19 protein-coding genes are annotated in these 20231 nt (G+C 70.8%); 12 read left to right on the top strand and 7 right to left on the bottom strand.

What is annotated here, in order from left to right; translation table 11 throughout:
• The first annotated feature begins 18 nt into the window (after window positions 1-18).
• The 4 genes from tsaB to P6897_RS13490 are packed head-to-tail and all read left to right on the top strand — an operon-like array spanning window position 19 to window position 2667.
• Window positions 19-681 carry a tRNA (adenosine(37)-N6)-threonylcarbamoyltransferase complex dimerization subunit type 1 TsaB gene (gene tsaB, locus P6897_RS13505; RefSeq protein ID WP_274179356.1) on the top strand — a complete coding sequence of 221 codons (663 nt, stop codon included), beginning with the start codon at window positions 19-21 and terminating at the stop codon, window positions 679-681.
• Window positions 678-1145, top strand: a complete 468-nt coding sequence (gene rimI, locus P6897_RS13500) for a ribosomal protein S18-alanine N-acetyltransferase (RefSeq protein WP_269268830.1) — start codon at window positions 678-680, stop codon at window positions 1143-1145. The genes tsaB and rimI overlap by 4 nt, the downstream gene beginning before the upstream one ends.
• Window positions 1142-2209, top strand: coding sequence for a tRNA (adenosine(37)-N6)-threonylcarbamoyltransferase complex transferase subunit TsaD (gene tsaD, locus P6897_RS13495; RefSeq protein WP_274179355.1), 1068 nt, complete (start codon window positions 1142-1144; stop codon window positions 2207-2209). The genes rimI and tsaD overlap by 4 nt, the downstream gene beginning before the upstream one ends.
• The gene (locus P6897_RS13490) at window positions 2206-2667 is read left to right on the top strand and encodes a hypothetical protein (protein WP_274179354.1); all 462 of its coding nucleotides are present in this window, start codon (window positions 2206-2208) and stop codon (window positions 2665-2667) included. Before tsaD ends, P6897_RS13490 begins: the two co-directional genes overlap by 4 nt.
• On the opposite strand, the gene P6897_RS13485 is transcribed toward P6897_RS13490, so the two are convergent.
• Window positions 2646-3881, bottom strand: a complete 1236-nt coding sequence (locus P6897_RS13485; protein ID WP_282501468.1) for a class I SAM-dependent methyltransferase — start codon at window positions 3879-3881, stop codon at window positions 2646-2648. The two genes, P6897_RS13490 and P6897_RS13485, sit on opposite strands and share 22 nt — an antisense overlap.
• Window positions 3882-4023: 142 nt before the next feature.
• Between P6897_RS13485 and groES the strand changes: the two genes are divergently transcribed.
• The 3 genes from groES (at window position 4024) to P6897_RS13470 (ending at window position 6916) form a co-directional block, all read left to right on the top strand.
• On the top strand, window positions 4024-4320 hold the full coding sequence (gene groES / locus P6897_RS13480) for a co-chaperone GroES (RefSeq protein WP_023954390.1): 297 nt from the start codon (window positions 4024-4026) through the stop codon (window positions 4318-4320).
• Between the two features lie 122 nt (window positions 4321-4442).
• The gene (rarD, locus tag P6897_RS13475; protein ID WP_274179352.1) at window positions 4443-5384 is read left to right on the top strand and encodes an EamA family transporter RarD; all 942 of its coding nucleotides are present in this window, start codon (window positions 4443-4445) and stop codon (window positions 5382-5384) included.
• A gap of 173 nt (window positions 5385-5557) precedes the next feature.
• Window positions 5558-6916, top strand: coding sequence for an ABC transporter substrate-binding protein (locus P6897_RS13470; protein WP_112617893.1), 1359 nt, complete (start codon window positions 5558-5560; stop codon window positions 6914-6916).
• Window positions 6917-7221: 305 nt separating this feature from the next.
• On the opposite strand, the gene P6897_RS13465 is transcribed toward P6897_RS13470, so the two are convergent.
• From P6897_RS13465 to P6897_RS13445, 5 genes are all read right to left on the bottom strand, one after another.
• Window positions 7222-8202, bottom strand: a complete 981-nt coding sequence (locus tag P6897_RS13465) for a hypothetical protein (RefSeq protein ID WP_282501467.1) — start codon at window positions 8200-8202, stop codon at window positions 7222-7224.
• Window positions 8203-8316: 114 nt separating this feature from the next.
• Window positions 8317-9039: an ABC transporter ATP-binding protein gene (locus tag P6897_RS13460; protein WP_091503903.1), complete on the bottom strand. Its 723-nt coding sequence runs from the start codon at window positions 9037-9039 to the stop codon at window positions 8317-8319.
• On the bottom strand, window positions 9036-10025 hold the full coding sequence (locus P6897_RS13455) for an ABC transporter ATP-binding protein (RefSeq protein ID WP_240309641.1): 990 nt from the start codon (window positions 10023-10025) through the stop codon (window positions 9036-9038). Before P6897_RS13455 ends, P6897_RS13460 begins: the two co-directional genes overlap by 4 nt.
• A gap of 37 nt (window positions 10026-10062) precedes the next feature.
• On the bottom strand, window positions 10063-11043 hold the full coding sequence (locus P6897_RS13450) for a branched-chain amino acid ABC transporter permease (protein WP_269268837.1): 981 nt from the start codon (window positions 11041-11043) through the stop codon (window positions 10063-10065).
• A gap of 5 nt (window positions 11044-11048) precedes the next feature.
• Complete coding sequence (locus P6897_RS13445) at window positions 11049-12323, bottom strand: branched-chain amino acid ABC transporter permease (protein ID WP_274179350.1); 1275 nt, start codon at window positions 12321-12323, stop codon at window positions 11049-11051.
• Between the two features lie 251 nt (window positions 12324-12574).
• Between P6897_RS13445 and guaB the strand changes: the two genes are divergently transcribed.
• Together guaB and P6897_RS13435 are read left to right on the top strand one after the other, a co-directional pair.
• Complete coding sequence (gene guaB / locus P6897_RS13440; RefSeq protein WP_094261156.1) at window positions 12575-14080, top strand: IMP dehydrogenase; 1506 nt, start codon at window positions 12575-12577, stop codon at window positions 14078-14080.
• Window positions 14081-14275: 195 nt separating this feature from the next.
• Window positions 14276-15136, top strand: coding sequence for a DUF559 domain-containing protein (locus tag P6897_RS13435; RefSeq protein ID WP_282501466.1), 861 nt, complete (start codon window positions 14276-14278; stop codon window positions 15134-15136).
• A 122-nt stretch (window positions 15137-15258) separates the two neighbouring features.
• Here P6897_RS13435 and P6897_RS13430 read toward each other — a convergent pair whose 3' ends face one another.
• On the bottom strand, window positions 15259-16371 hold the full coding sequence (locus P6897_RS13430) for an FAD-dependent oxidoreductase (RefSeq protein WP_274179348.1): 1113 nt from the start codon (window positions 16369-16371) through the stop codon (window positions 15259-15261).
• 104 nt (window positions 16372-16475) lie between these two features.
• On the opposite strand from P6897_RS13430, the gene P6897_RS13425 reads away from it, so the two are divergent.
• The 3 genes from P6897_RS13425 to P6897_RS13415 are packed head-to-tail and all read left to right on the top strand — an operon-like array spanning window position 16476 to window position 20223.
• The gene (locus tag P6897_RS13425) at window positions 16476-18164 is read left to right on the top strand and encodes an ATP-binding cassette domain-containing protein (protein ID WP_274179347.1); all 1689 of its coding nucleotides are present in this window, start codon (window positions 16476-16478) and stop codon (window positions 18162-18164) included.
• A 57-nt stretch (window positions 18165-18221) separates the two neighbouring features.
• Window positions 18222-19340 (top strand): GuaB3 family IMP dehydrogenase-related protein, encoded by a 1119-nt coding sequence (locus tag P6897_RS13420; protein WP_112617902.1) that lies wholly within the window; start codon window positions 18222-18224, stop codon window positions 19338-19340.
• 1 nt (window position 19341) lies between these two features.
• Window positions 19342-20223, top strand: coding sequence for an SURF1 family cytochrome oxidase biogenesis protein (locus tag P6897_RS13415; protein ID WP_274179346.1), 882 nt, complete (start codon window positions 19342-19344; stop codon window positions 20221-20223).
• Window positions 20224-20231: the final 8 nt, after the last annotated feature.

The raw sequence follows: 20231 nt of genomic DNA, 5'->3' as shown, positions 1-20231 counted from the left end.
CGGGCTACCCTGGGTGACGTGATTCTGGGCATCGACACCTCGATCGGCACGGCCGTCGCGATCGTCGACCCCGCGGGCCGTGTCCGCGCCGAGGTCGTCAGCCGCGACCCCCGCGGTCACGCCGAGGTCATCGGCGATCTGCTCGTGCGCGTCTTCCACGAAGCGGGGGTCGACCCCGTCGAGATCACGGCCGTCGCCGCGGGCATGGGGCCGGGTCCGTTCACGGGACTGCGGGTCGGGATCGCGGCCGCACGGGCGTTCGCCCTCGGGCGCGGCGTCCCCCTGATCGCGGTCGCGAGCCACGATGCGGCGGCGCGCGCACACGTCGATCCCGCGTACGCCACCGCCGGCGCGGCTCCCGTCGAGGGCGAGCCGGTCGCGATCGTGACCGATGCCCGCCGTCGCGAGGTCGCCGTCTCGATCTATCGCGTCGAACGGGGGATGCCGGTGCGCCTCACCGACGCGCATCTCGTGCCGCGCGCGTCGACCGAGCCCCTCGCCCTGTTCGGAGCTCCCGCCTCGGAGCTGCCGGAGACGACATCCATCAGTGCCGCAGCCCTCGCCCGGATCGCGGCCGAACGGCTGTCGGCGGGCGCCGCCGACGCGTCGGCCGCCGAGCCCCTGTACCTCCGCGCCCCGGACGTGACGGTGCCGGCCGGACCGAAGAAGGTGGGCACGTGAGCCTGCGGACCGCGACCGGTGACGACCTCGACGCGATCATGGCGCTCGAGCAGGCGTCGTTCCCCACCGATGCGTGGAGCCGCACCGCCATGTCCGCAGAGCTCGCCTCGCCGCACGGGCGCTACCTCGTCGACGTCGAGGACGATCGCGTCGTCGGTTACGGCGGTGTCCGGTCGGTGCGGGGCGCGGATGACGCCGACATCCAGACCATCGCCCTCGAACCGTCTCGGCGCGGCACCGGTCGCGGCCGAACCCTGCTGCGGGCGCTCGTCGCCGAAGCCCGCGACCGCGGCGCTCGCGAGCTCTTCCTCGAGGTGCGCGCCGACAACCCCGTCGCCCAGGCCCTCTACGTCTCGGAGGGGTTCGTCGAGATCGCCCGCCGTCCGCGGTACTACCAGCCCGACGACGTCGACGCGATCATCATGCAGCTGAACCTCCGCGGTGAGGGAGGGACCGACCGATGACCACCGACCTGACCCGCTCCGAACCCCTCGTGCTGGGGATCGAGACCAGCTGCGACGAGACCGGCATCGGCATCGTCCGCGGGCGCACGCTGCTGTCGAACACGATCGCGAGCTCGATGGCCGAGCATGCCCGTTACGGCGGCGTCGTGCCCGAGGTCGCCGCGCGCGCCCACCTCGAGGCGCTCCAGCCGGCGATCGAGGCCGCCGTGGCCGAAGCGGGCGTCTCGCTGCAGGAGCTCGACGCGGTCGCCGTCACGAGCGGCCCAGGGCTGGCCGGCGCGCTCATGGTCGGCGTCGGGGCTGCGAAGGCCCTCGCCGTGTCGCTCGGGAAGCCGCTCTACGCGGTCAACCATCTGGTCGGTCACATCGCGGCCGACATCCTGACCGGTGACGACGTCGAGTACCCGACCGTCGCCCTCCTGGTCAGCGGCGGACACACCTCGCTCCTCCTCGTCCGCGATCTGGTCTCCGACGTCGAGATGCTCGGCGAGACGATGGATGACGCCGCCGGCGAGGCCTTCGACAAGATCGCCCGCATCCTCGGTCTGCCCTACCCCGGAGGCCCCGAGATCGACCGCGCCGCAGCCAGCGGCGACCCCGACGCCATCCGATTCCCGCGCGGACTCTCCCGAGCGTCCGACCTGGCCGCGCACCGGTACGACTTCTCCTTCTCCGGGCTGAAGACCGCCGTAGCGCGCTGGATCGAGCAGCGCGAGGCGGCGGGCGAGACCGTGCCCGTCGCCGACGTCGCGGCATCCTTCCGCGAAGCAGTCGTCGACGTCCTCGTGACCAAGGCGCTCGACGCGTGCGCGCAGCACGGCGTGCCACGGCTGCTCCTCGGCGGCGGCGTGATCGCCAATCGCCGGCTGCGCGAGGTCGCGCTCGAACGAGCCGCCGCCGCGGGCGTCGCGGTGCGCATCCCGCCGCTGAGCCTGTGCACCGACAACGGGGCGATGATCGCTGCGCTCGCCGCCGAGCTCATCTCCTCGGGCGCCGACCCGTCGACCCTCTCGTTCGGCGCCGACTCGACGCTTCCGGTCACCGAGATTCAGGTACGCGGGTGAGCGATGACCGTCGGCGCAGTCGGCGCCCCGCCGTGGCAGCGCCGACGGATGACGTCGCGTCGGCTCCCGAGGCCGCGAGGCTGCCGGGCGAGCACCGCGGTGGGTTCCAGCGCGAGTTCACGCAGCCGACACCGCTGCTGAGCAGCCCCGAGGTCGGCCCGCGCGCCGAGCCCGCTGCGTCGCAGCCGCGCGTCGAGTGGGCCCCGGCGCCCGAGATCCTGCCGCGGTCGGGGGCGTGGGCGCTGGCCCTGGCGATCGTGGCGCTCCTACTGTCGCTGTTCGTCGGGTGGGCGTTCCCGCTGGGTATCGCAGCGGTCGTCATGGCGGTGCTGGCGCTGCGCCGACCGTGGGAGCGTCGCGGGGTCGCGGTGTGGGCGCTCGGCCTCGCCGCGTTGTCGATCCTCTACAGCGCGGGCTGGCTCGTCTGGGCGGCGGCTCAGGCCGGGCTGCTGGACTGAGCCCCGTCGCCGGGGCGGCCCTCACCGTCCTCGACGCGGTCGGCGAGGACGGCCACCCGGCGGTCTCCGACGCGCGTGAGGAGGAGGGTCGCCGACGCGCTCCCCGACAGGCTCAGCTTCTTGCGGAACTGCGCAGGATCGATGTCGACCCCGCGTTTCTTGATCTCCAGGATGCCGATCCCTGCGCGCTTGAGCGCGGCGTCGATCTCGCGGGTCTTCAGCGGCAGGACCTCGCGCACCCGGAACGTCGTCGCGAACGCGCTGGTACGCCCCGTGTCGGAGGTCATGTACGCCGTGCCGCCGGCGAGCATCCCCGCGTCGAGTGAGCGGGCCACGTCGCCGATCAGCCGAGCGCGGATGACGGCGCCGTCTGGCTCGTGCAGGTAGGCGCCCAGATCGCGCGGATCGACGTCCGAAGCATCATCGGCGGCGGTGAGCTCGGCGGCACGATCGCCGCGGATCACGAGGGCGGACCGCCGGACGCCCGGGCGAGCGAGAGCGCCCGACCAGAGGACGAGCTCGATCGTCGAGCCGTCCGCGCTGATCCACTGCGCCTCGCCGTCGGTGGGAAGGTCGTCGCGGTCGAACGCAGGGCCGAGCTTGATGCCCGTCGGCATCCGACCTGCGAGGTCGAAGGCCCACTCGAGCGACGGCGTGTAGTCGGATGCCGCGATGCGCCGCGTCTCGCTGTGGCCCGAGGTGCGGCGAGCGGGGTCGAGCCAGACGGCATCGACGCCGTCGAGATCGGTCTCCTCCGCCCGCCCGTGGCGCACGCGAGCGGCTGCACCGAACGGGGCGAGGTTGTAGGCGGCCAGGGCGGCCGTGATCTCGTCTGCGTCGACGGCCAGGACCTCGAGTCCGATGCCGGCGAACCCCAGGGCGTCGCCGCCGATGCCGCAGCCGAGGTCGGCGACGCGGGCGATGCCGGCATCGCGGAACCTGCCGGCGTGGCGGGCGGCGACAACGAGACGCGTAGCCTGCTCGAGGCCGGCCCGGGTGAACAGCATCCGATCGGCGAACGGACCGAACTTCGCCCGCGCGCGCTCGCGCAGCCGGGCTTGCCCGACGACGGCCGACACGAGGTCGGGGGAAAGGCCCTCGCGTCGCAGCCGCGACACGGCCGACGCGGCATCCGCCGTAGACGAGATCCGGAGGGCGTCGACCAGACGGAGTCCCTCGGGGGTCAGCAACGCGGAGAGCTCGGCGTGATCCACCACGACAGCCTACGCGGGGCGGTGCGGCCGGTTCAGGGGTGTTGGCACTCGCGTTGCGTGAGTGCCAACGTCCCCCTAGACTCGGAGTTGGCACTCTCAGGGTGAGATTGCCAACAAGTCTTGTCGAAGAAAGAGGTAGACCGTGTCGGTTTCCATCAAGCCGCTCGAGGACCGCATCGTCATCAAGCAGGTCGAGGCCGAGCAGACCACTGCGAGTGGTCTGGTCATCCCCGACACCGCCAAGGAGAAGCCCCAGGAGGGCGAGGTCGTGGCGGTCGGCCCCGGCCGCATCGATGACAACGGCAACCGTGTTCCGCTCGACGTCGCCGTCGGCGACCGCGTGATCTACAGCAAGTACGGCGGAACCGAGGTCAAGTTCGGCGCTGACGAGTTCCTCGTGCTCTCGGCCCGCGACGTCCTCGCCGTCGTCGTCCGCTGACGCAGAGCTCTTCCACGAAGGCCCGGGTGCATCGCATCCGGGCCTTCGTCATGGCAGGCGTGCGGCGGCGGATGGCAGTCCGTCGTGACCTCGCCGTGTCATGACCGTCCTATGCTTGGCTCGTGACACCCCTCGATCCCGCCCGTGAACGCTCGCTCGGCGGGATCTACGCTTTCTCGGCCTACGTGCTCTGGGGCTTCATGCCCCTCTACTTCCTCACGCTCGCCCCGATGGGGCCGTTCGAGGTCGTGTCGTGGCGCATCCTGTTCTCGCTGGTGTTCTGCGCGATCCTCCTCACGGTGCTCCGGGCCTGGGGCAAGCTGATCGCGATCCTGCGCACGCCGCGCCTGGTGCTGTGGACCATCGTGGCGGGGCTGCTCATCTACGTGAACTGGCAGGTCTTCCTCATCAGCACCCTCACGGGGCACGTGATCGAGGGGAGCCTCGGGTACTTCATCAACCCGATCGTCACGGTGCTCCTCGGCGTCCTCGTCCTGAAGGAGCGGCTGCGAGTGGCCCAGTGGGTCGCGATCGGCATCGCCGCCGTCGCGGTCGGCGTCATCGTCATCGGCTACGGGGCCTTCCCGTGGATCGCCCTGACCCTCGCCGCGAGCTTCGGCACCTACGGACTGGTCAAGAAGCAGATCGGGCCCTCGGTCGACGCCGTGAGCGGCCTGACCCTCGAGTCGCTCTGGCTGGCGCCCGTCGCGATCGTGCAGGCGATCATCGTTGCGGTCACCGGCGGGCTCGTTTTCGGCTCGGTCAGCCCCGGCCACACCGCGCTGGTGACCCTCGCCGGGATCGTCACCGCCGTGCCCCTGCTGTTCTTCGCCGCCGGCGCCCGTCGCAGCAGCCTCACGGTGATTGGCCTGCTGCAGTTCGTCGCGCCGATCCTTCAGTTCATCACGGGGGCCTGGATCCTCGGCGAGCCGATGCCTCTCGAGCGCTGGATCGGCTTCGGGCTCGTCTGGCTCGCCCTCGTCGTGCTCAGCGTCGACTCGCTGCGCGCCGCTCGTCGTCCGAAACGCGTCGACGAGGCATCCGACGTCGCCCCCGTCGTCTGACGTGGCACCGGTCCCACCCGCGTCATCGCGCGGGACGCCGCGGGCCGGAAGTAACGATCAGGTCGCGTAACAGACCGTTAACACATCGCAACATCCCTGATGCAGCGGCACCACTAGGTTTGACCCAACCTCGCGGGGCTTCGGTGCCGCGTTCCCACTCATCAAGGAGCACAATGGGCGTTCTCACCCGTTCCCGCACCGCGAAGGTCCTCGGCGGTATCGCCGTGATCGGCGCGAGTGCCCTCGTCCTCGCAGGCTGTGCCGGAGGCAGCGAACCGGCTGCATCGGGTGACGCCGAAGGGAACTCCTCGGCCGATTTCCCCATCGACTGCGAAGCGGCCGAGCCCGCGTCGTACACCCCCGAGTACACCTCGACCTCCACCGGTCCCGGCACCGACCTCACCTACACGATCGGCACGGCTCTGCCCGTGACCGGCAACCTCGCCTTCCTCGGCCCGCCCGAGATCTCGGCGACCGAGTTCGCCGCATCGGAGATCAACGCCGCGGGCAAGGGCATCACGATCGACCTCAAGCAGGGCGACTCGGGTGACACCGACAACAAGGCGTACGAGACGGAGATCCCGCGACTGCTGGGCGAAGGCGCCACGGCGATCATCGGCGCGGCGTCCTCGGGCACGTCGCTGCAGTTCATCGACCAGGTCATCGCCGCCAACGCCATCCAGTTCTCGCCGGCGAACACCTCGGCCGCCTTCACCGGCTACGAGGACAAGGGGCTCTACTGGCGCACCGCTCCCTCGGACGTCCTGCAGGGCGAGGTGCTCGGCAACCTGATCGGCGCCGACGGCAACGAGACGCTCGGCATGATCGTCCTCAACGACGCCTACGGCACCGGCCTCGCGTGCTTCACCAAGGCCGCCTTCGAGGCTGCCGGCGGCGAGGTCGTCGCGACCTCGCTCTACAACACCGGTGACACGAACTTCTCGGCCCAGGTCGAGGACGTGCTCGCAGCCGGCCCGGACGCGATCGCCCTGATCACGTTCGAAGAGGTCAAGACGATCATCCCCGAGCTGATCGGTGCCGAGGTGGCCCCCGAGCAGCTGTACCTCGTCGACGGGAACCTGGCGAACTTCGGCGACGACTTCGAAGCCGGCACCATGGCCGGCGCGAAGGGCACCTACCCCGCCGTCGACCCCGCGTCGATCGCAACCTTCCGCGACAACCTGCAGGCGTTCTGGACCGGTGCCGGCAACGCCGAGCTGCAGGACTTCACCTACGGGCCGGAGTCGTATGACGCCGTCGTGCTGCTGGCCCTCGCGGCGCTGCAGGCCGGATCGACGGCCGGCCCCGACGTCGCCGCGAACCTGCAGGCGGTCTCCGGCGGCTCGGGCGAAGGCACGAAGTGCACGACCTTCGCGGAGTGCGCCGACCTGATCATCGCCGGTGAGGCCGCGGACTACGACGGTGTCTCGGGCCCGATCACCTTCAACGAGGTGGGCGACCCGACGGAGGCATCCATCGGCGTCTTCGAGTACGGCGACGACAACAACTACGAGTTCGTCCGCGTCGGCTGATCCCCGCGCACGAGGGCCCCGGTCTCCTGGCCGGGGCCCTTCGTCGTGCGCGCCGTGGGGCGGGCTCGGGGTGTGGGTTGGCAGTTGGTGCCCGCTCCTGGCGCCAGTGTGGGCGCGAGCTGCCAGGTGAGCGCTGGGTGGGCTCGCGCTCGCGCGTGGGTTGGCAGTTGGTGCCCGCTCCTGGCGCGTGTGTGGGCGCGAGCTGCCAGGTGAGCCCTGGGTGGGCTCGCGCTCGCGCGTGGGTTGGCAGTTGGTGCCCACTCCTGGCGCGTGTGTGGGCGTGAGCTGCCAGGTGAAGCGCGGGGTCAGTTCGGGGGAGACCACCCGCGGCGCCGAAGGGCACCGCGCACGAGCGCCACCGCCGCGGAGCCGGTGGGGCGGATGTGCGCGGACGTGAGCCTCACGACCTCGAAGCCGAGAGCGACGTAGGCGGTGTGCTTCTCGATGTCGCGCGCCCACTGGCTCCGCGATGTGCGATGGTGGTCGCCCTCGACCTCGGCGATGACGCGGTACTCGGGCCAGACGGCATCCGCGATCCCCGCCAGCCGCCCCGAGCCATCGCGGATCTCCCGGTCGAGCAGCGGCTCGGGCAGCCCCGCCCCGACGACGGCGAGCCGGAAGTCGGTCTCCAGCGGAGACATCGCCCCCTCGCGGACCAGGCTCAACGCTTTGACGAGCTTCGCGGAACCGACGCGCCTCCCGGAGGCGACCACCTCGGCGAGCTCATCCACCGTGCACAGCCGCGCCTCGGGGCGGCGCCGGCCACGATCGCCGCGCGGCACCCGCACGAGCGCGTCGCCGATCCGCACCAGCTCGCGGACGCCGGCGTCCCGCCCGAGCATTGCCCACGTCGACGCCGGTGACGACAGCCGCAGGCCCCCGAGAGTCCTCACCTCGACGTGCGTCGGCGCGAGCTGACGTCCGCGGATGCCGCGCCGCCGCGGCGCGCGTTCCGGCGCGACGACCCCGACCTCGAGCTCACCGGAGGGCAGAGCACCCGTTCCCCACAGCACCGCGGCTGTGCGCCCGCAGTAGAAGGCGTGTCCGCTCATGATCTGGGCATACGCCCGCGCGCGGTCGAGCACCCGCTGCCGCGCAGCGTGATCCTCGGCGAGCGGGCCGGTCGCCGCGGCCTCCCCGGCTCCCGCTCTCCGGCGCACCCCGCGGAACGGGATGTCGAGATCCAGGGCACGCAGACGCTTGAGCGATACGCCCGCGGCCGACGCATCGGCGCACGAGAACGCTTCGCCGAGGGCGTCAGGCAGAGGTTCCGGGAGTCGCGGCATCCCCCCGATTCTCCCGGTGTAGTCCGCCCCGCGGGGCTCAACGCCCACGCCTTGTGCGTCGCCCGCGCGCATCTCTCGCGGGGGAGGAATCGCCCCCAATCAGGCGAGGCGGGCTCAGGTCCCCAGCGTGCCGAGGTACAGGCCGATGACCTTGGGGTCGTTGAGCAGCTCACGGCCGGTGCCCGTGTAGGCGTCGCGGCCCTGGTCGAGGACGTAGCCCCGGTCGCAGATCTGCAGACAGCGTCGGGCGTTCTGCTCGACCATGATCGTCGTCACGCCGGCCTTGTTGATCTCCGACACCCGCAGGAAAGCCTCGTCCTGGCGCGACGGCGACAGGCCCGCGGAGGGCTCGTCGAGCAGCAGCACGTAGGGATCCATCATCAGCGCGCGCCCCATCGCGACCATCTGGCGCTCGCCGCCCGACAGCGATCCGGCCCGCTGCTGCAGGCGCTTGGCGAGGTCGGGGAAGATGGATGTCACGAAGTCGGTGCGCTCCGCGACGACCTTCGGTCGCTGATACGCCCCCATCTGCAGGTTCTCCGCGATCGTCAGGCTCGGGAAGACGTTGTTCGTCTGCGGCACGAAGCCGACGCCCTTCGACACGAGCTTGTTGGCACGCAGCCCGGTGATCTCCTCGCCGTTCAGCTTCACCGAGCCGGAGCGCACCTTCACCTGCCCGAAGATGGCCTTGAGCATCGTGGACTTGCCGGCGCCGTTGGGGCCGATGATCCCGACGAGCTCGCCGGGAGCCGCGGTGAGGTTCGCGCCGTTGAGGATGTTCACCCCGGGCAGATAGCCAGCGTGCACATCCGACAGCTCGACGACGTTCTCGGTCACTTGCGGTCCCCATCCTTCTCGGCATCCACGGCGCCTGCCGCATCCGTCGTGCCCGCGGCATCCGTCGTCGGCGCCTCGTCGATCGCCTGGTCGAGCTCGTGAACCGTCTCGACGAGCTCTTCCGCCTCGGGCGGCAGTTCGCCGGCGTGCCGGCCCGTCACGACGCCGAGGTCGACGTCCTGGTGTGCGCCGAGGTAGGCGTCGATCACCGCGGGGTTCTGCATCACGGTGTCGGGCGGGCCCTCGGCGACGACGCGTCCTTCGGCCATCACGACGACCCAGTCGGCGATGTGACGCACCATGTGCATGTCGTGCTCGACGAACACGACGGTCATGCCGAGGTCCTTCAGGTCGAGGATGTGGTCGAGCAGCGACTGCGTCAACGCGGGGTTCACGCCGGCCATCGGCTCATCCAGCATGACGAGCACGGGGTCGCTCATGAGAGCGCGGGCCATCTCGAGGAGCTTGCGCTGTCCGCCCGAGAGCGACGCGGCGAAGTCCTTCTCCTTGGCGTCGAGCTTGAAGCGGGCGAGCAGGCCGCGCGCCTTCTCCTCGATCTCGGCCTCCTGCTTGCGCCAGAGGAAGGGCAGGATGCCGGCGAGGATCCCCTCGCCCTTCTGCTTCGGAGCGCCGAGCTTCATGTTCTCGAGCACCGTGAGCAGGCCGAGCGACTTCGTCAGCTGGAACGTGCGCACCTGACCCATGCGAGCGGCCTTGAAGGCGGGGATGCCGGCGAGGTTGGTCCCATCGAACGACCACGACCCCGCGTTGGGCTTGTCGAAGCCGGTCAGCAGGTTGAACAGGGTCGTCTTGCCGGCGCCGTTCGGGCCGATGAGGGCCGTGATCGCGCCGCGCGGGATCTCGAGGTGCTCGACGTCGACGGCGGTCAGGCCGCCGAAGACGCGCTTGACGCCGTCGGCGACGATGATCGGGTCGTTCTTCGCGACGCCGGGGCGGACCTCGCCGCTGCCATCGTCTTTGTGCAGGCCGGTCGCCTTGGGGCGCGGCGTCGGGGGTACGACATCAGCGGACAAAGGTCAGCTCCTTCTTGCTTCCGAGGATGCCCTGCGGGCGGAAGATCACCAGCAGCATGAGCGCGACGCCGACCAGCACGAACACGAGCATCTGGCTCTGCTCGGTGGTCAGGAACGGCAGCCAGCCGATGTTGACGAGGGCCGGCAGCAGGTTCGACAGGAACGCGCGCACCACCCAGAACAGCACGGCGCCGAGCACGGGGCCGAAGATGGTGGCCGCGCCGCCGAGCAGCAGCGCCGTCCAGACGTAGAACGTCTGCGAGGTGACGTAGACGTTCGGGTTGACGTTGGTGCCCATGGCGGTGACGATGCCGCCGGCCGCGATGATGACACCGCCGACGATGAGCGCCTGCATCTTGAAGGCGAAGACGTTCTTGCCGAGCGAGCGCACGGCGTCCTCGTCCTCGCGGATGCCGCGGATGACGCGCCCCCAGGGGCTGCTCATGAGCAGCCAGACGAGGGCGACGACGATCGCGATCGTGATCAATCCGACGATGATGACCCACCACTGGTCGGACTGGTACGTCCACGGCCCGAAGCCCCACCGTCCGGGCGGAAGCGGGTTGCTGGCGCGGAACCCGGCCTGGAAGCCCGAGAGGCCGTCGGCCGATCCCGTCTGGTTGCGGAACGCCGACGTGAGGAAGAGCAGGCGCAGCACCTCGGCGGCCGCGATCGTCACGATGGCGAGGTAATCGCCGCGCAGCCGCAGGGTCGGGATGCCCATCACGAGCGCGAAGACCACGGCGGCGATGAGACCGATGAGCGCCGCCACCGGCCAGGCGAGCCCGAAGGTGAGGATCGAGATCGCGAACCCGTAGGCGCCGATCGCCATGAAGCCCGCGACGCCCATGTTGAGCAGGCCCGCGAAGCCGAAGTGAACCGACAGGCCGATGGCGGCGAGGATGTACCCGAGGGTCGCCGGGGCGAGGATCTGCGCCGCGGTGTTGCTGAGGATCTGAAGGAAGTTCACGATGCCTATCCGATTCGCTCTCGGCGCCCGAGGAGACCCTGCGGGCGGAACAGCAGGATGACGATCAGCACGACCAGCGCGCCGACGTACTTGAGGTCGGAGGGGATCCACAGCGTCGAGACCTCGACGAGGAGCCCCACGATGATGGCGCCCACGAGCGCACCGAACGCGGTTCCGAGGCCGCCGAGCGTGACGGCGGCGAAGATGAGCAGCAGGATGCTGGTGCCCATGTCCCACTTGATGCCCGGACGGAAGTAGGCCCACAGCACACCCGACAGGCCGGCGAGCGCCGCGGCGACGACCCACACGACCCGGACCACCGCATCGACGTCGATGCCGCTGGCGGCGGCGAGCGAGGGGTTGTCCGACACGGCCCGCGTGGCGCGGCCGATGCGCGTGCGCATGAGCCACCACGCGAAGCCGGCGATGACCACGAGCGAGACGCCCATGCTGATCACGTCGGTGAGGGTGAGGCGGATGGGGCCGAGCCCGGGGATGACCGAGGTCGAGCCGCCGGGGAGCTGGGCCGTCCCGCCGCCGACGAACATCTGGAAGATGTAGCGCAGCGCGAGCGAGAGACCGATCGAGACGATCATGAGCTGCACGGTGCCGAGGCCGCGGCGTCGCAGCGGCCGCCAGAGGCCGGCATCCATCGTCAGGCCGAACAGCGCCGAGACGGCGACCGCCAACGGGATCGCGATCCAGATCGGCAGGCTGAACCCGGCCGAGAAGAGCAGCGCGGCGAGCGCTCCGAAGGTGACCATCTCGCCGTGCGCGAAGTTCGACAGGCCCGTCGTGCCGAACACGAGCGAGAGGCCGATCGCGGCGAGGGCCAGCATGAGGCCGAAGTTCAGGCCGTTGACGGCGCGGGAGAGCAGCTGGTCGACGAAGCTCGTCGTCTGCCGCTCGGCCGCCTCGAGCGTGAAGTTGCGCGTGATCGTGCTGGTCGCGCCGAACTCCACCTCGAGCGTCGACTCGAAGCCCTCCGGGACGGTCACCCCCGAGGGGAGGCTGTCCTCGACGAGTTCGACGGTGTACGCGACATCCTTCGTCGGAACGCCGATCGAGAAGCTGCCTCTCTCGTTCGTCTCGCCTTCGGCTTCGAAGTCGCCGCCGGTCACGACGATGGTGGCACCCTCGACGGGTTCACCACCGGTGCGGACGTTGCCCGCGATCGTGAAGGGCAACGACTCGACGTCGTCTCCTGCGGCCATGGCGGGGGAGGCGATGCCCAGGAACGCCACGACGGCCAGGAGGCCGGCGATCAACGTCGAGAACATGCGCCTCGGGCGACGAGCAGCGCGCGTCATCGAAGTGATCGCCACTGGCACCTCCTGAGATAAGTGGACGAACGCCGAGAGGTACCGGTTCTGCTGGTGGCTTCGGCGACACCTGAACGTATGCGCTGATTGTTGCTTGCGTGTTTCCGGTGCGCAACAACGAATGCGGTGTGTCGTTTCGCGGATCTCGGGCGAGGGAATGCCGCGCGGCGCCGGGCGCTTAGAATCGTTGAGACTTCCAAGGAGTGCGCATGAGCGACTACAACGACCCGTTCGGATTCGTCGGCCTCACCTACGACGATGTCCTGCTCCTGCCGGGGCACACCGACGTCATCCCGTCCGAGGCCGATACGTCGTCGCGCGTGACGCGGCGCATCACCGTGGCCACCCCGCTGCTGTCGGCCGCGATGGACACCGTCACCGAGGCGCGCCTCGCGATCGCGATCGCGCGTGAGGGCGGCATCGGCATCATCCACCGCAACCTCTCCATCGAGGAGCAGGCGGCGATGGTCGACCGGGTCAAGCGCAGCGAGTCGGGCATGATCACCGACCCGATCACGACGACCCCCGACGCGACGATCGAAGAGGTCGACGCGCTCTGCGGGCAGTACCGCATCTCGGGCCTGCCGGTCGTCGACGACGAGGGGCACCTGCTCGGCATCGTCACGAACCGCGACATGCGCTTCGTCTCGGGCTTCGAGCGGCAGACCACCAAGGTGCGCGACGTCATGACGAGCGAGAACCTCGTCACCGGTCGCGTCGGCATCGGGGCCAACGAGGTCATCGCACTCTTCGCCCACCACCGCGTCGAGAAGCTCCCCCTCCTCGACGAGGAGGGCAAGCTCGCCGGTCTCATCACGATCAAGGACTTCGACAAGAGCGAGAAGTACCCCCTCGCGACGAAGGACGACCAGGGGCGCCTGCGCGTCGGCGCGGCCATCGGCTTCTTCGGCGACGCGTGGCAGCGGGCCGAGGCTCTCCGCGACGCCGGCGTCGACGTGATCGTCGTCGACACCGCGAACGGGCAGTCCGCGGGCGTCATCGACATGGTCAAGCGCCTGAAGGCGGATGCATCCTTCGAGCACATCGACGTCATCGGCGGCAACGTCGCGACCCGCGAGGGTGCGCAGGCGCTCATCGACGCGGGTGTGGATGCCGTCAAGGTCGGCGTCGGTCCGGGCTCGATCTGCACCACGCGCGTCGTCGCGGGTGTCGGCGTGCCCCAGGTCACCGCGATCTACGAAGCGTCGCTGGCCGCGCGCGAAGCCGGCATCCCGATCATCGCCGACGGCGGTCTGCAGTACTCGGGTGACATCGCCAAGGCCCTCGTCGCCGGCGCCGACTCGGTCATGCTCGGGTCGCTGCTCGCCGGAACCGACGAGTCGCCGGGCGAGATCGTCTTCCAGGGCGGCAAGCAGTTCAAGCAGTACCGCGGCATGGGGTCGCTCGGCGCGCTGCAGACCCGCGGCAAGAAGACCTCGTACTCGAAGGACCGGTACTTCCAGGCCGACGTCCCGAGCGACGACAAGCTCATCCCCGAGGGCATCGAGGGTCAGGTCGCCTACCGCGGCCCCGTGTCGGCCGTGGCCTACCAGCTCATCGGCGGCCTGCGTCAGTCGATGTTCTACGTGGGCGCGCGCACCGTCGAAGAGCTGAAGGCTCGCGGCAAGTTCGTGCGCATCACCTCGGCCGGGCTCAAGGAGTCGCACCCCCACGACGTCCAGATCGTGGTGGAGGCCCCGAACTACAAGCGCTGATCCGCGCGCGCCCGCGCGCGAAGCTCGGAGATTCTGACGAAGGTCGGATCGATCGCTCCAGATCGTCCGACCTTCGTCGCATTCTCCGAAGCGCGACCGGTATGGGTCCTCCTCCCCAGGGCGAGAGGGCTGAGGGGTTTCCCCAGAACCGGGGAGGGATGCCGCGGGGCCGCGGCGCCGCACAAGGATGACGGGATGCCTCGCCGTTCCACAGCATCCGATGTCACCCGGTGGGTCGAGGGCGCCGGTGGCATCGCGCACCGCAGTGAGGTGCTCGCCGCGGGGTTCTCCGTGCGGTTGATCCGCGACGCGGTCGCTTCGGGCGGCTTGCGGATGGTTCGCCGCGCCTGGTGCGTTTCTGCAGGGGTACCGGGAGACCTCCGTGCGGCGTCCGCCGGCGGAAGACTGACCTGCGTCTCGCTCGCGCGGCGGCGCGGGTGGTGGCTGCCCGACGATATCTCGTCGAAGCATCACGTGCACCTCTTGCCGCACGCGTCGTCCACGGGGATCGACGCCGACATCATGGTGCATTGGACCCGCCCGCTCTGCCCGGTGGCGCGGACTGATCTGCAAGCCGGCATCGAGGATGCGCTTGGCCACATCGCCCAGTGCCTGCCGCGGGAGGACGCGCTCGTGGTGTGGGAATCGGCCGCCCGCACCGAGGCCCTCGCGCCCGAGACCCTCCGGGCTGTGCCGTGGCCGGCGGTCGCGGCGCGCGATCTCGCCGGCGCGGTCACGGGGCTGTCTGACTCCGGCCTCGAAACCTTGGTCTTCGCGCCGCTGCGTGCACGCGGGATCTCTGTCGTGCAGCAGGCGAAGGTCGCCGGTCGATTCGTCGACGGCCTCATTGGCGAGGCGCTGGTCGTTCAGGTCGACGGATTCGCGTTCCACGCCTCGAGTGCGCAGCGCACCGCAGACGTCGCCCACGACACCGAGCTGCGGCTGCGCGGCTACACGGTGCTGCGCTTCACCTACCGGCAGGCCGTGCATGAGCGGGCCGCCGTCCAGCGCACCCTCCAGCGTGCCCTCGCCCAACGGCTCCACCTGCGGCAGTAAGTGGGCTTGCGCAGGGACCGCCCGTGAACTTCGGACAGTTTCGTCGGTATCGGAGCGATCGAGCCGATCGGTCCGAGTTTCGCGTCATTCTCCGAACTTCGCGCAGCCCGCCGGACCCGGACTCACCCCGCCGGCAGCCGGAAGGGCGCGGCTGCGCGCGCCGTCGCATCCAGCGCGAGGTCGGCCAGAGTGGCGCCGACACCGGGCGCGAACTTGAAGCCGTGGCCCGAGAATCCCGCGCCCACCACCACCGAGCCGACGCGATCCAGCACGAAGGCGCTGTCGTCGGTCGAGGTGTAGGTGCACGACAGGTGCACGGCGGATTCGGGGTCGAGCCCCGGCATCCATTCCCGCACGTACTCGACGAGCGTCTCGTGGTGCGTCACCCGGTGCGGGCGCGCATCGGGATCGACGACGTCCCCGACGCGGTGGAACCCGACCTTGACCCCTTCGTCCGGCGTCGGCATCCCGTACACCGGCGCCGGGTAGCGCGCGGGGTCGAGCCGATGGTTGAACGAGGGCCAGGGACCGGTCGTCGAAGCGAAATGCGCCGGGGTCTCCTCCGTGACCGTGAGGCGGGGCAAGCGGATGCCGGGCAGCAGGCCCTCGGTCCAAGCGCCGACCGTCGCGACGACGACATCCGCGTCGACCTCGCCGCCGCTCGCCAGCCGCACCCGCGCGCCGCGCTCGCCGAGATCCTCGATGCCGGCGACAGGCGCGCCCCAGCGCACTTCGCCGCCGCCGCCCTGCACGCGGCGCTCCAGCTCGAGCATCGCCGCCGACGCCCGCGCCACGCCGGCGTCCGACGAGTACAGGACGTCGGTCTCGAATCGCATCCCCGGCCACCGCGCGCCCGCCTCCACAGCAGACAGCATCTCCGCGGGGATGCCGCGCGCGCCGAGGCTCCGCGCGATCGTCTCAAGCCCGTCGCCGTCGTCGGCGCCGCCGCCGAGGTCGCTGCCGACGCCGTGCGTCACCAGCCCGTGCCGTCGCAGCAGCGGCTCCCCGTCGACCTCGCCGAGAGCGTCCCACCCGTCGCGGGCCCGCTGCAGCAGATCGAGGTAGTGCGCGTCGGCGTAGGCGTTGTTGAAGTTGCGGGTCGCGCCGTGCGACGCGCCGTGGGTGTGCCCCCGCCCGAAGCGCTCGAGGACGAGGGGGCGCTCACCCCGGCGGACGAGGGCCCACGCGGTGGCGAGGCCCATGATGCCCGCGCCGACGATCACGATGCGTGTCATGCCGCCAGCATCCCACTCGCCGCGGTCCGGGCGCGCGCACGAGCGCGCCCCGGCGTGCGATAGCCTGGTCGGCTCCGCAGTGGAGCGGAAAGGCCCGGTCCACGATGGGATCGCTCGACATACAGGGTGTCTCGTACACCCTCCCCGACGGCAGGCCGCTGCTCGACGAGGTCACGTTCCGCGTCGGCGCGGGTTCGACGACCGCGCTGATCGGGCAGAACGGCGCGGGAAAGACGACGCTGCTGCGCATCATCCGAGGGGATGCCGCGGCCCACGGCGGTGTCGTCCAGATCGACGGCGGCCTCGGGGTCATGGACCAGTTCGTGGGGCACGGCGGCGCCGGTGAGACCGTCCACGACCTGCTGATCTCGGTCGCGCCCGATCGTGTCCGTCGTGCGGCCCGTGAGCTGGACGACGCCGAGAACGCCGTCATCGCGTCCGACGAGCTCGACACCCAGATGCGCTACGCCGCCGCGATCGCCGACTACGCCGACGCGGGCGGCTACGAGTACGAGACGGTGTGGGACACCTGCACGACGGCGGCCCTCGGTGTGCCGTTCGAGCGGGCGCGCTACCGCGAGCTGACGACGCTCTCGGGCGGCGAGCAGAAGCGGCTCGCTCTCGAGGCACTGCTCCGCGGGCCCGACGAGGTGCTGCTCCTCGACGAGCCCGACAACTATCTCGACGTCCCGGGCAAGCGCTGGCTCGAGGACCGCCTGCGCGAGACGGCGAAGACGGTTCTGCTCGTTTCGCACGACCGCGAGCTGCTCGCCCGTGCCGCCGACCGCATCGTCACTCTCGAGGCCGGGGGAGCGGGCAGCACCGCCTGGGTCCACGGCGGGAGCTTCGAGACCTATCACCGCGCCCGCGACGACCGGATGGCCCGGCTCGACGAGCTGCGCCGCCGGTGGGACGAGGAGCACGCGAAGCTGAAGAGATTCGTCGCCGATATGAAGGCGAAGGCCGCGGCCAGCGACGAGTTCGCGTCGCGATACCGCGCGGCGCAGACGCGGCTGCGCCGGTTCGAGGAGGCCGGGCCGCCCGAGGAGCGGCCGGCCGAGCAGAACCTCGAGCTGCGCCTGCGCGGCTCGCGCACCGGCAAGCGCGCGGTCGTCGCCGACGGGCTGGAACTCGTCGGCCTCATGCGGCCGTTCGACCTGGAGGTCTGGTTCGGCGACCGTGTCGCGGTGCTGGGCTCCAACGGCTCGGGCAAGTCGCACTTCCTGCGTCTCCTCGCCGCGGGCGGCACGGAGCCCGACGCCCTGCTCGGACACGTCACCGCCGTCGGCTCCGCCCTCGAGCCGGTCGAGCACGCGGGGACCGTGACGCTCGGCGCGCGGGTCGTCCCGGGCTGGTTCGCCCAGACCCACCGGCATCCGGAGTTCACCGGCCGCACGCTGCTCGAGATCCTGCATCGGGGCGACGATCGCCGAGCCGGGATGCCGCGGGATGCCGCGAGCTCGGCGCTCGACCGCTATGGGCTCGTCCGCCAGGCGGAGCAGAGCTTCGACAGCCTGTCGGGTGGTCAGCAGGCGCGGTTCCAGGTGCTGCTGCTCGAGCTGTCGGGTGCGACGCTGCTGCTGCTCGACGAGCCCACCGACAACCTCGACCTCACGTCGGCCGAGGCGCTCGAGCTCGCGCTCACCGCTTTCGAGGGCACGGTGCTCGCGGTGACCCACGACCGTTGGTTCGCTCGTTCGTTCGACCGCTTCGTCGTCTTCGGCGGCGACGGACGCGTCTACGAGTCGAATGAGCCCGTCTGGGACGAGCAGCGGGTCGCGCGCGCCCGTTGAGCGGACGGCCGGTCCGGCGGTCGTGTCCGGACCGGCCGGTAGGCTGGAGGAGTGACCATGGAGATCGAGCTCGGCCGCGCCAAGCGCGCCCGTCGGGCCTACGCGTTCGACGACATCGCTGTGGTGCCCTCGCGGCGCACCCGCAACACCGAGGACGTGTCGACCGCGTGGTCGATCGACGCCTTCCAGTTCTCGATCCCGGTGCTCGGCGCCCCGATGGACTCGGTCATGAGCCCTCGGACGGCCATCATGCTCGGTCAGCTCGGCGGACTCGGCGTGCTCGATCTCGAAGGGCTCTGGACGCGGTACGACGACCCCGAGCCGCTGCTCGCCGAGATCGCGGGGCTGCCCGACGCGTCGGCGACCCGACGCATGCAAGAGCTCTACGCCGAGCCGATCAAGCCCGAGCTCGTGCGCGACCGTCTGGCCGAGATCCGCGCGGCCGGCGTCACCGTCGCCGGCTCGCTGACCCCGCAGCGCACGCAAGAGCTGTACGAGACCGTCGTCGCCGCCGGCGTCGACCTGTTCGTCATCCGCGGCACCACGGTGTCGGCCGAGCACGTCTCGAGCGTCGACGAGCCGCTGAACCTCAAGAAGTTCATCTACGACCTCGACGTCCCGGTGATCGTCGGCGGCGCCGCGACCTACACCGCGGCCCTGCACCTCATGCGCACCGGTGCCGCGGGCGTGCTCGTGGGCTTCGGCGGCGGTGCCGCCTCGACCACGCGCGCGACGCTGGGCCTCCACGCTCCCATGGCCACGGCGGTCGCCGATGTCGCCGGGGCCCGCCGTGACTACCTCGACGAGTCGGGCGGACGGTACGTCCACGTCATCGCCGACGGCGGCGTCGGCACGTCCGGCGACATCGTGAAGGCGCTCGCCATGGGCGCCGACGCGGTCATGCTCGGCGTCGCCCTGGCGCGCGCGACGGATGCCCCCGGCCAGGGGTTCCACTGGGGACCCGAGGCCCACCACGCTCAGCTCCCGCGCGGCCGCCGCGTCGCCGTCGAGCAGGTCGGCTCGCTCGAAGAGGTGCTCTACGGCCCGGCACCGGTGGCCGACGGCACCGCGAACCTCATCGGCGCGCTGAAGAAGTCGATGGCGACGACCGGCTACTCCGATCTGAAGGAGTTCCAGCGCGTGGAGGTCGTGGTGGCGCCGTACAGCGTGCGGTGACATGAGCTCGACCGACTCGGTTCCGCCACAGGCGTCGACGGCGGCCTTCGCGCCGACGTTGCGCGAGGTCATGCTGCGCCCGTGGTGGCTGGGCATGCTCGCGTTCGCCCTGCTCGTGGCGGCGGTCTTCGCGTGGCTCGGCCAATGGCAGCTCTCGCGCGCCGTCGACACGTCGCCCCCGCCGCCGGGTCAGACCGAGCAGGTGCGCCCGCTCGCCGACGTCGCCGAACCCGGGGAGTATCTCCCCGAGCCCCTCGTCGGTCAGCGGGTAGAGGTGAGCGGCTCGTTCGTCGCCGACGACTTCGACGTCGTGTCGTCGCGATTCGACCGAGGCGAAGAGGGGTACTGGGTCACGGGGCAGTTGCGGGTCGATCCCGAGTCCGCGCGATCGTCGGAGCCGACCTCGCTCGCCGTCGCGGTGGGATGGACCTCGGATCGGACCGAGGCGGATGCCGTTGCGGCAGCCCTCGACGCCGATCCGCCGCAGGATGTCGTGCTCACGGGGCGAATCATCTCCGACGAGGGGCCTGCTCTGCCCGGACGCGGAGCCGGTCCGCAGGAGATGACGCGGATGTCGCCGGCGGCTCTCCTCAGCCGCTGGCACGACACCGCCGGGCTCGACGTCTACCGCGGCTACCTCACCTCCGCGGAATCCTTCGGGGGACTCACCGCGATCCACTCGCCGGCACCCGAAGAGCGGTCGAACGTCAACTGGCTCAACATCTTCTACGCCGTGGAGTGGGCGGTCTTCGCGGGCTTCGCGTTCTACATGTGGTACCGCCTCGCCAAGGACGCGTGGGAGAAGGAGCTCGAGGACCTCGAGGACGAGCACGAGGGCGCCGACGTCCCCGCAGCGGGAAGCGCGCCGTCGGGCCGCGACTAGACTGGACG

This window comes from Microbacterium sp. BDGP8 (genome assembly GCF_029991045.1).
Classification (GTDB): domain Bacteria; phylum Actinomycetota; class Actinomycetes; order Actinomycetales; family Microbacteriaceae; genus Microbacterium; species Microbacterium plantarum.
This window is presented reverse-complemented; position numbering and strand designations above follow the sequence as displayed.

What these genes read in the sequence shown, in the direction of transcription:
- P6897_RS13445 (WP_274179350.1), bottom strand. Translation starts at nt 12,323, where the DNA reads ATGTTCTCGACGTTGATCGCCGGCCTCCTGGCCGTCGTGGCGTTCCTG.
- tsaD (WP_274179355.1), top strand. Translation starts at nt 1,142, where the DNA reads ATGACCACCGACCTGACCCGCTCCGAACCCCTCGTGCTGGGGATCGAG.
- P6897_RS13425 (WP_274179347.1), top strand. Translation starts at nt 16,476, where the DNA reads ATGGGATCGCTCGACATACAGGGTGTCTCGTACACCCTCCCCGACGGC.
- P6897_RS13430 (WP_274179348.1), bottom strand. Translation starts at nt 16,371, where the DNA reads ATGACACGCATCGTGATCGTCGGCGCGGGCATCATGGGCCTCGCCACC.
- P6897_RS13470 (WP_112617893.1), top strand. Translation starts at nt 5,558, where the DNA reads ATGGGCGTTCTCACCCGTTCCCGCACCGCGAAGGTCCTCGGCGGTATC.
- P6897_RS13435 (WP_282501466.1), top strand. Translation starts at nt 14,276, where the DNA reads ATGCCTCGCCGTTCCACAGCATCCGATGTCACCCGGTGGGTCGAGGGC.
- guaB (WP_094261156.1), top strand. Translation starts at nt 12,575, where the DNA reads ATGAGCGACTACAACGACCCGTTCGGATTCGTCGGCCTCACCTACGAC.
- P6897_RS13420 (WP_112617902.1), top strand. Translation starts at nt 18,222, where the DNA reads ATGGAGATCGAGCTCGGCCGCGCCAAGCGCGCCCGTCGGGCCTACGCG.
- P6897_RS13415 (WP_274179346.1), top strand. Translation starts at nt 19,342, where the DNA reads ATGAGCTCGACCGACTCGGTTCCGCCACAGGCGTCGACGGCGGCCTTC.
- P6897_RS13465 (WP_282501467.1), bottom strand. Translation starts at nt 8,202, where the DNA reads ATGCCGCGACTCCCGGAACCTCTGCCTGACGCCCTCGGCGAAGCGTTC.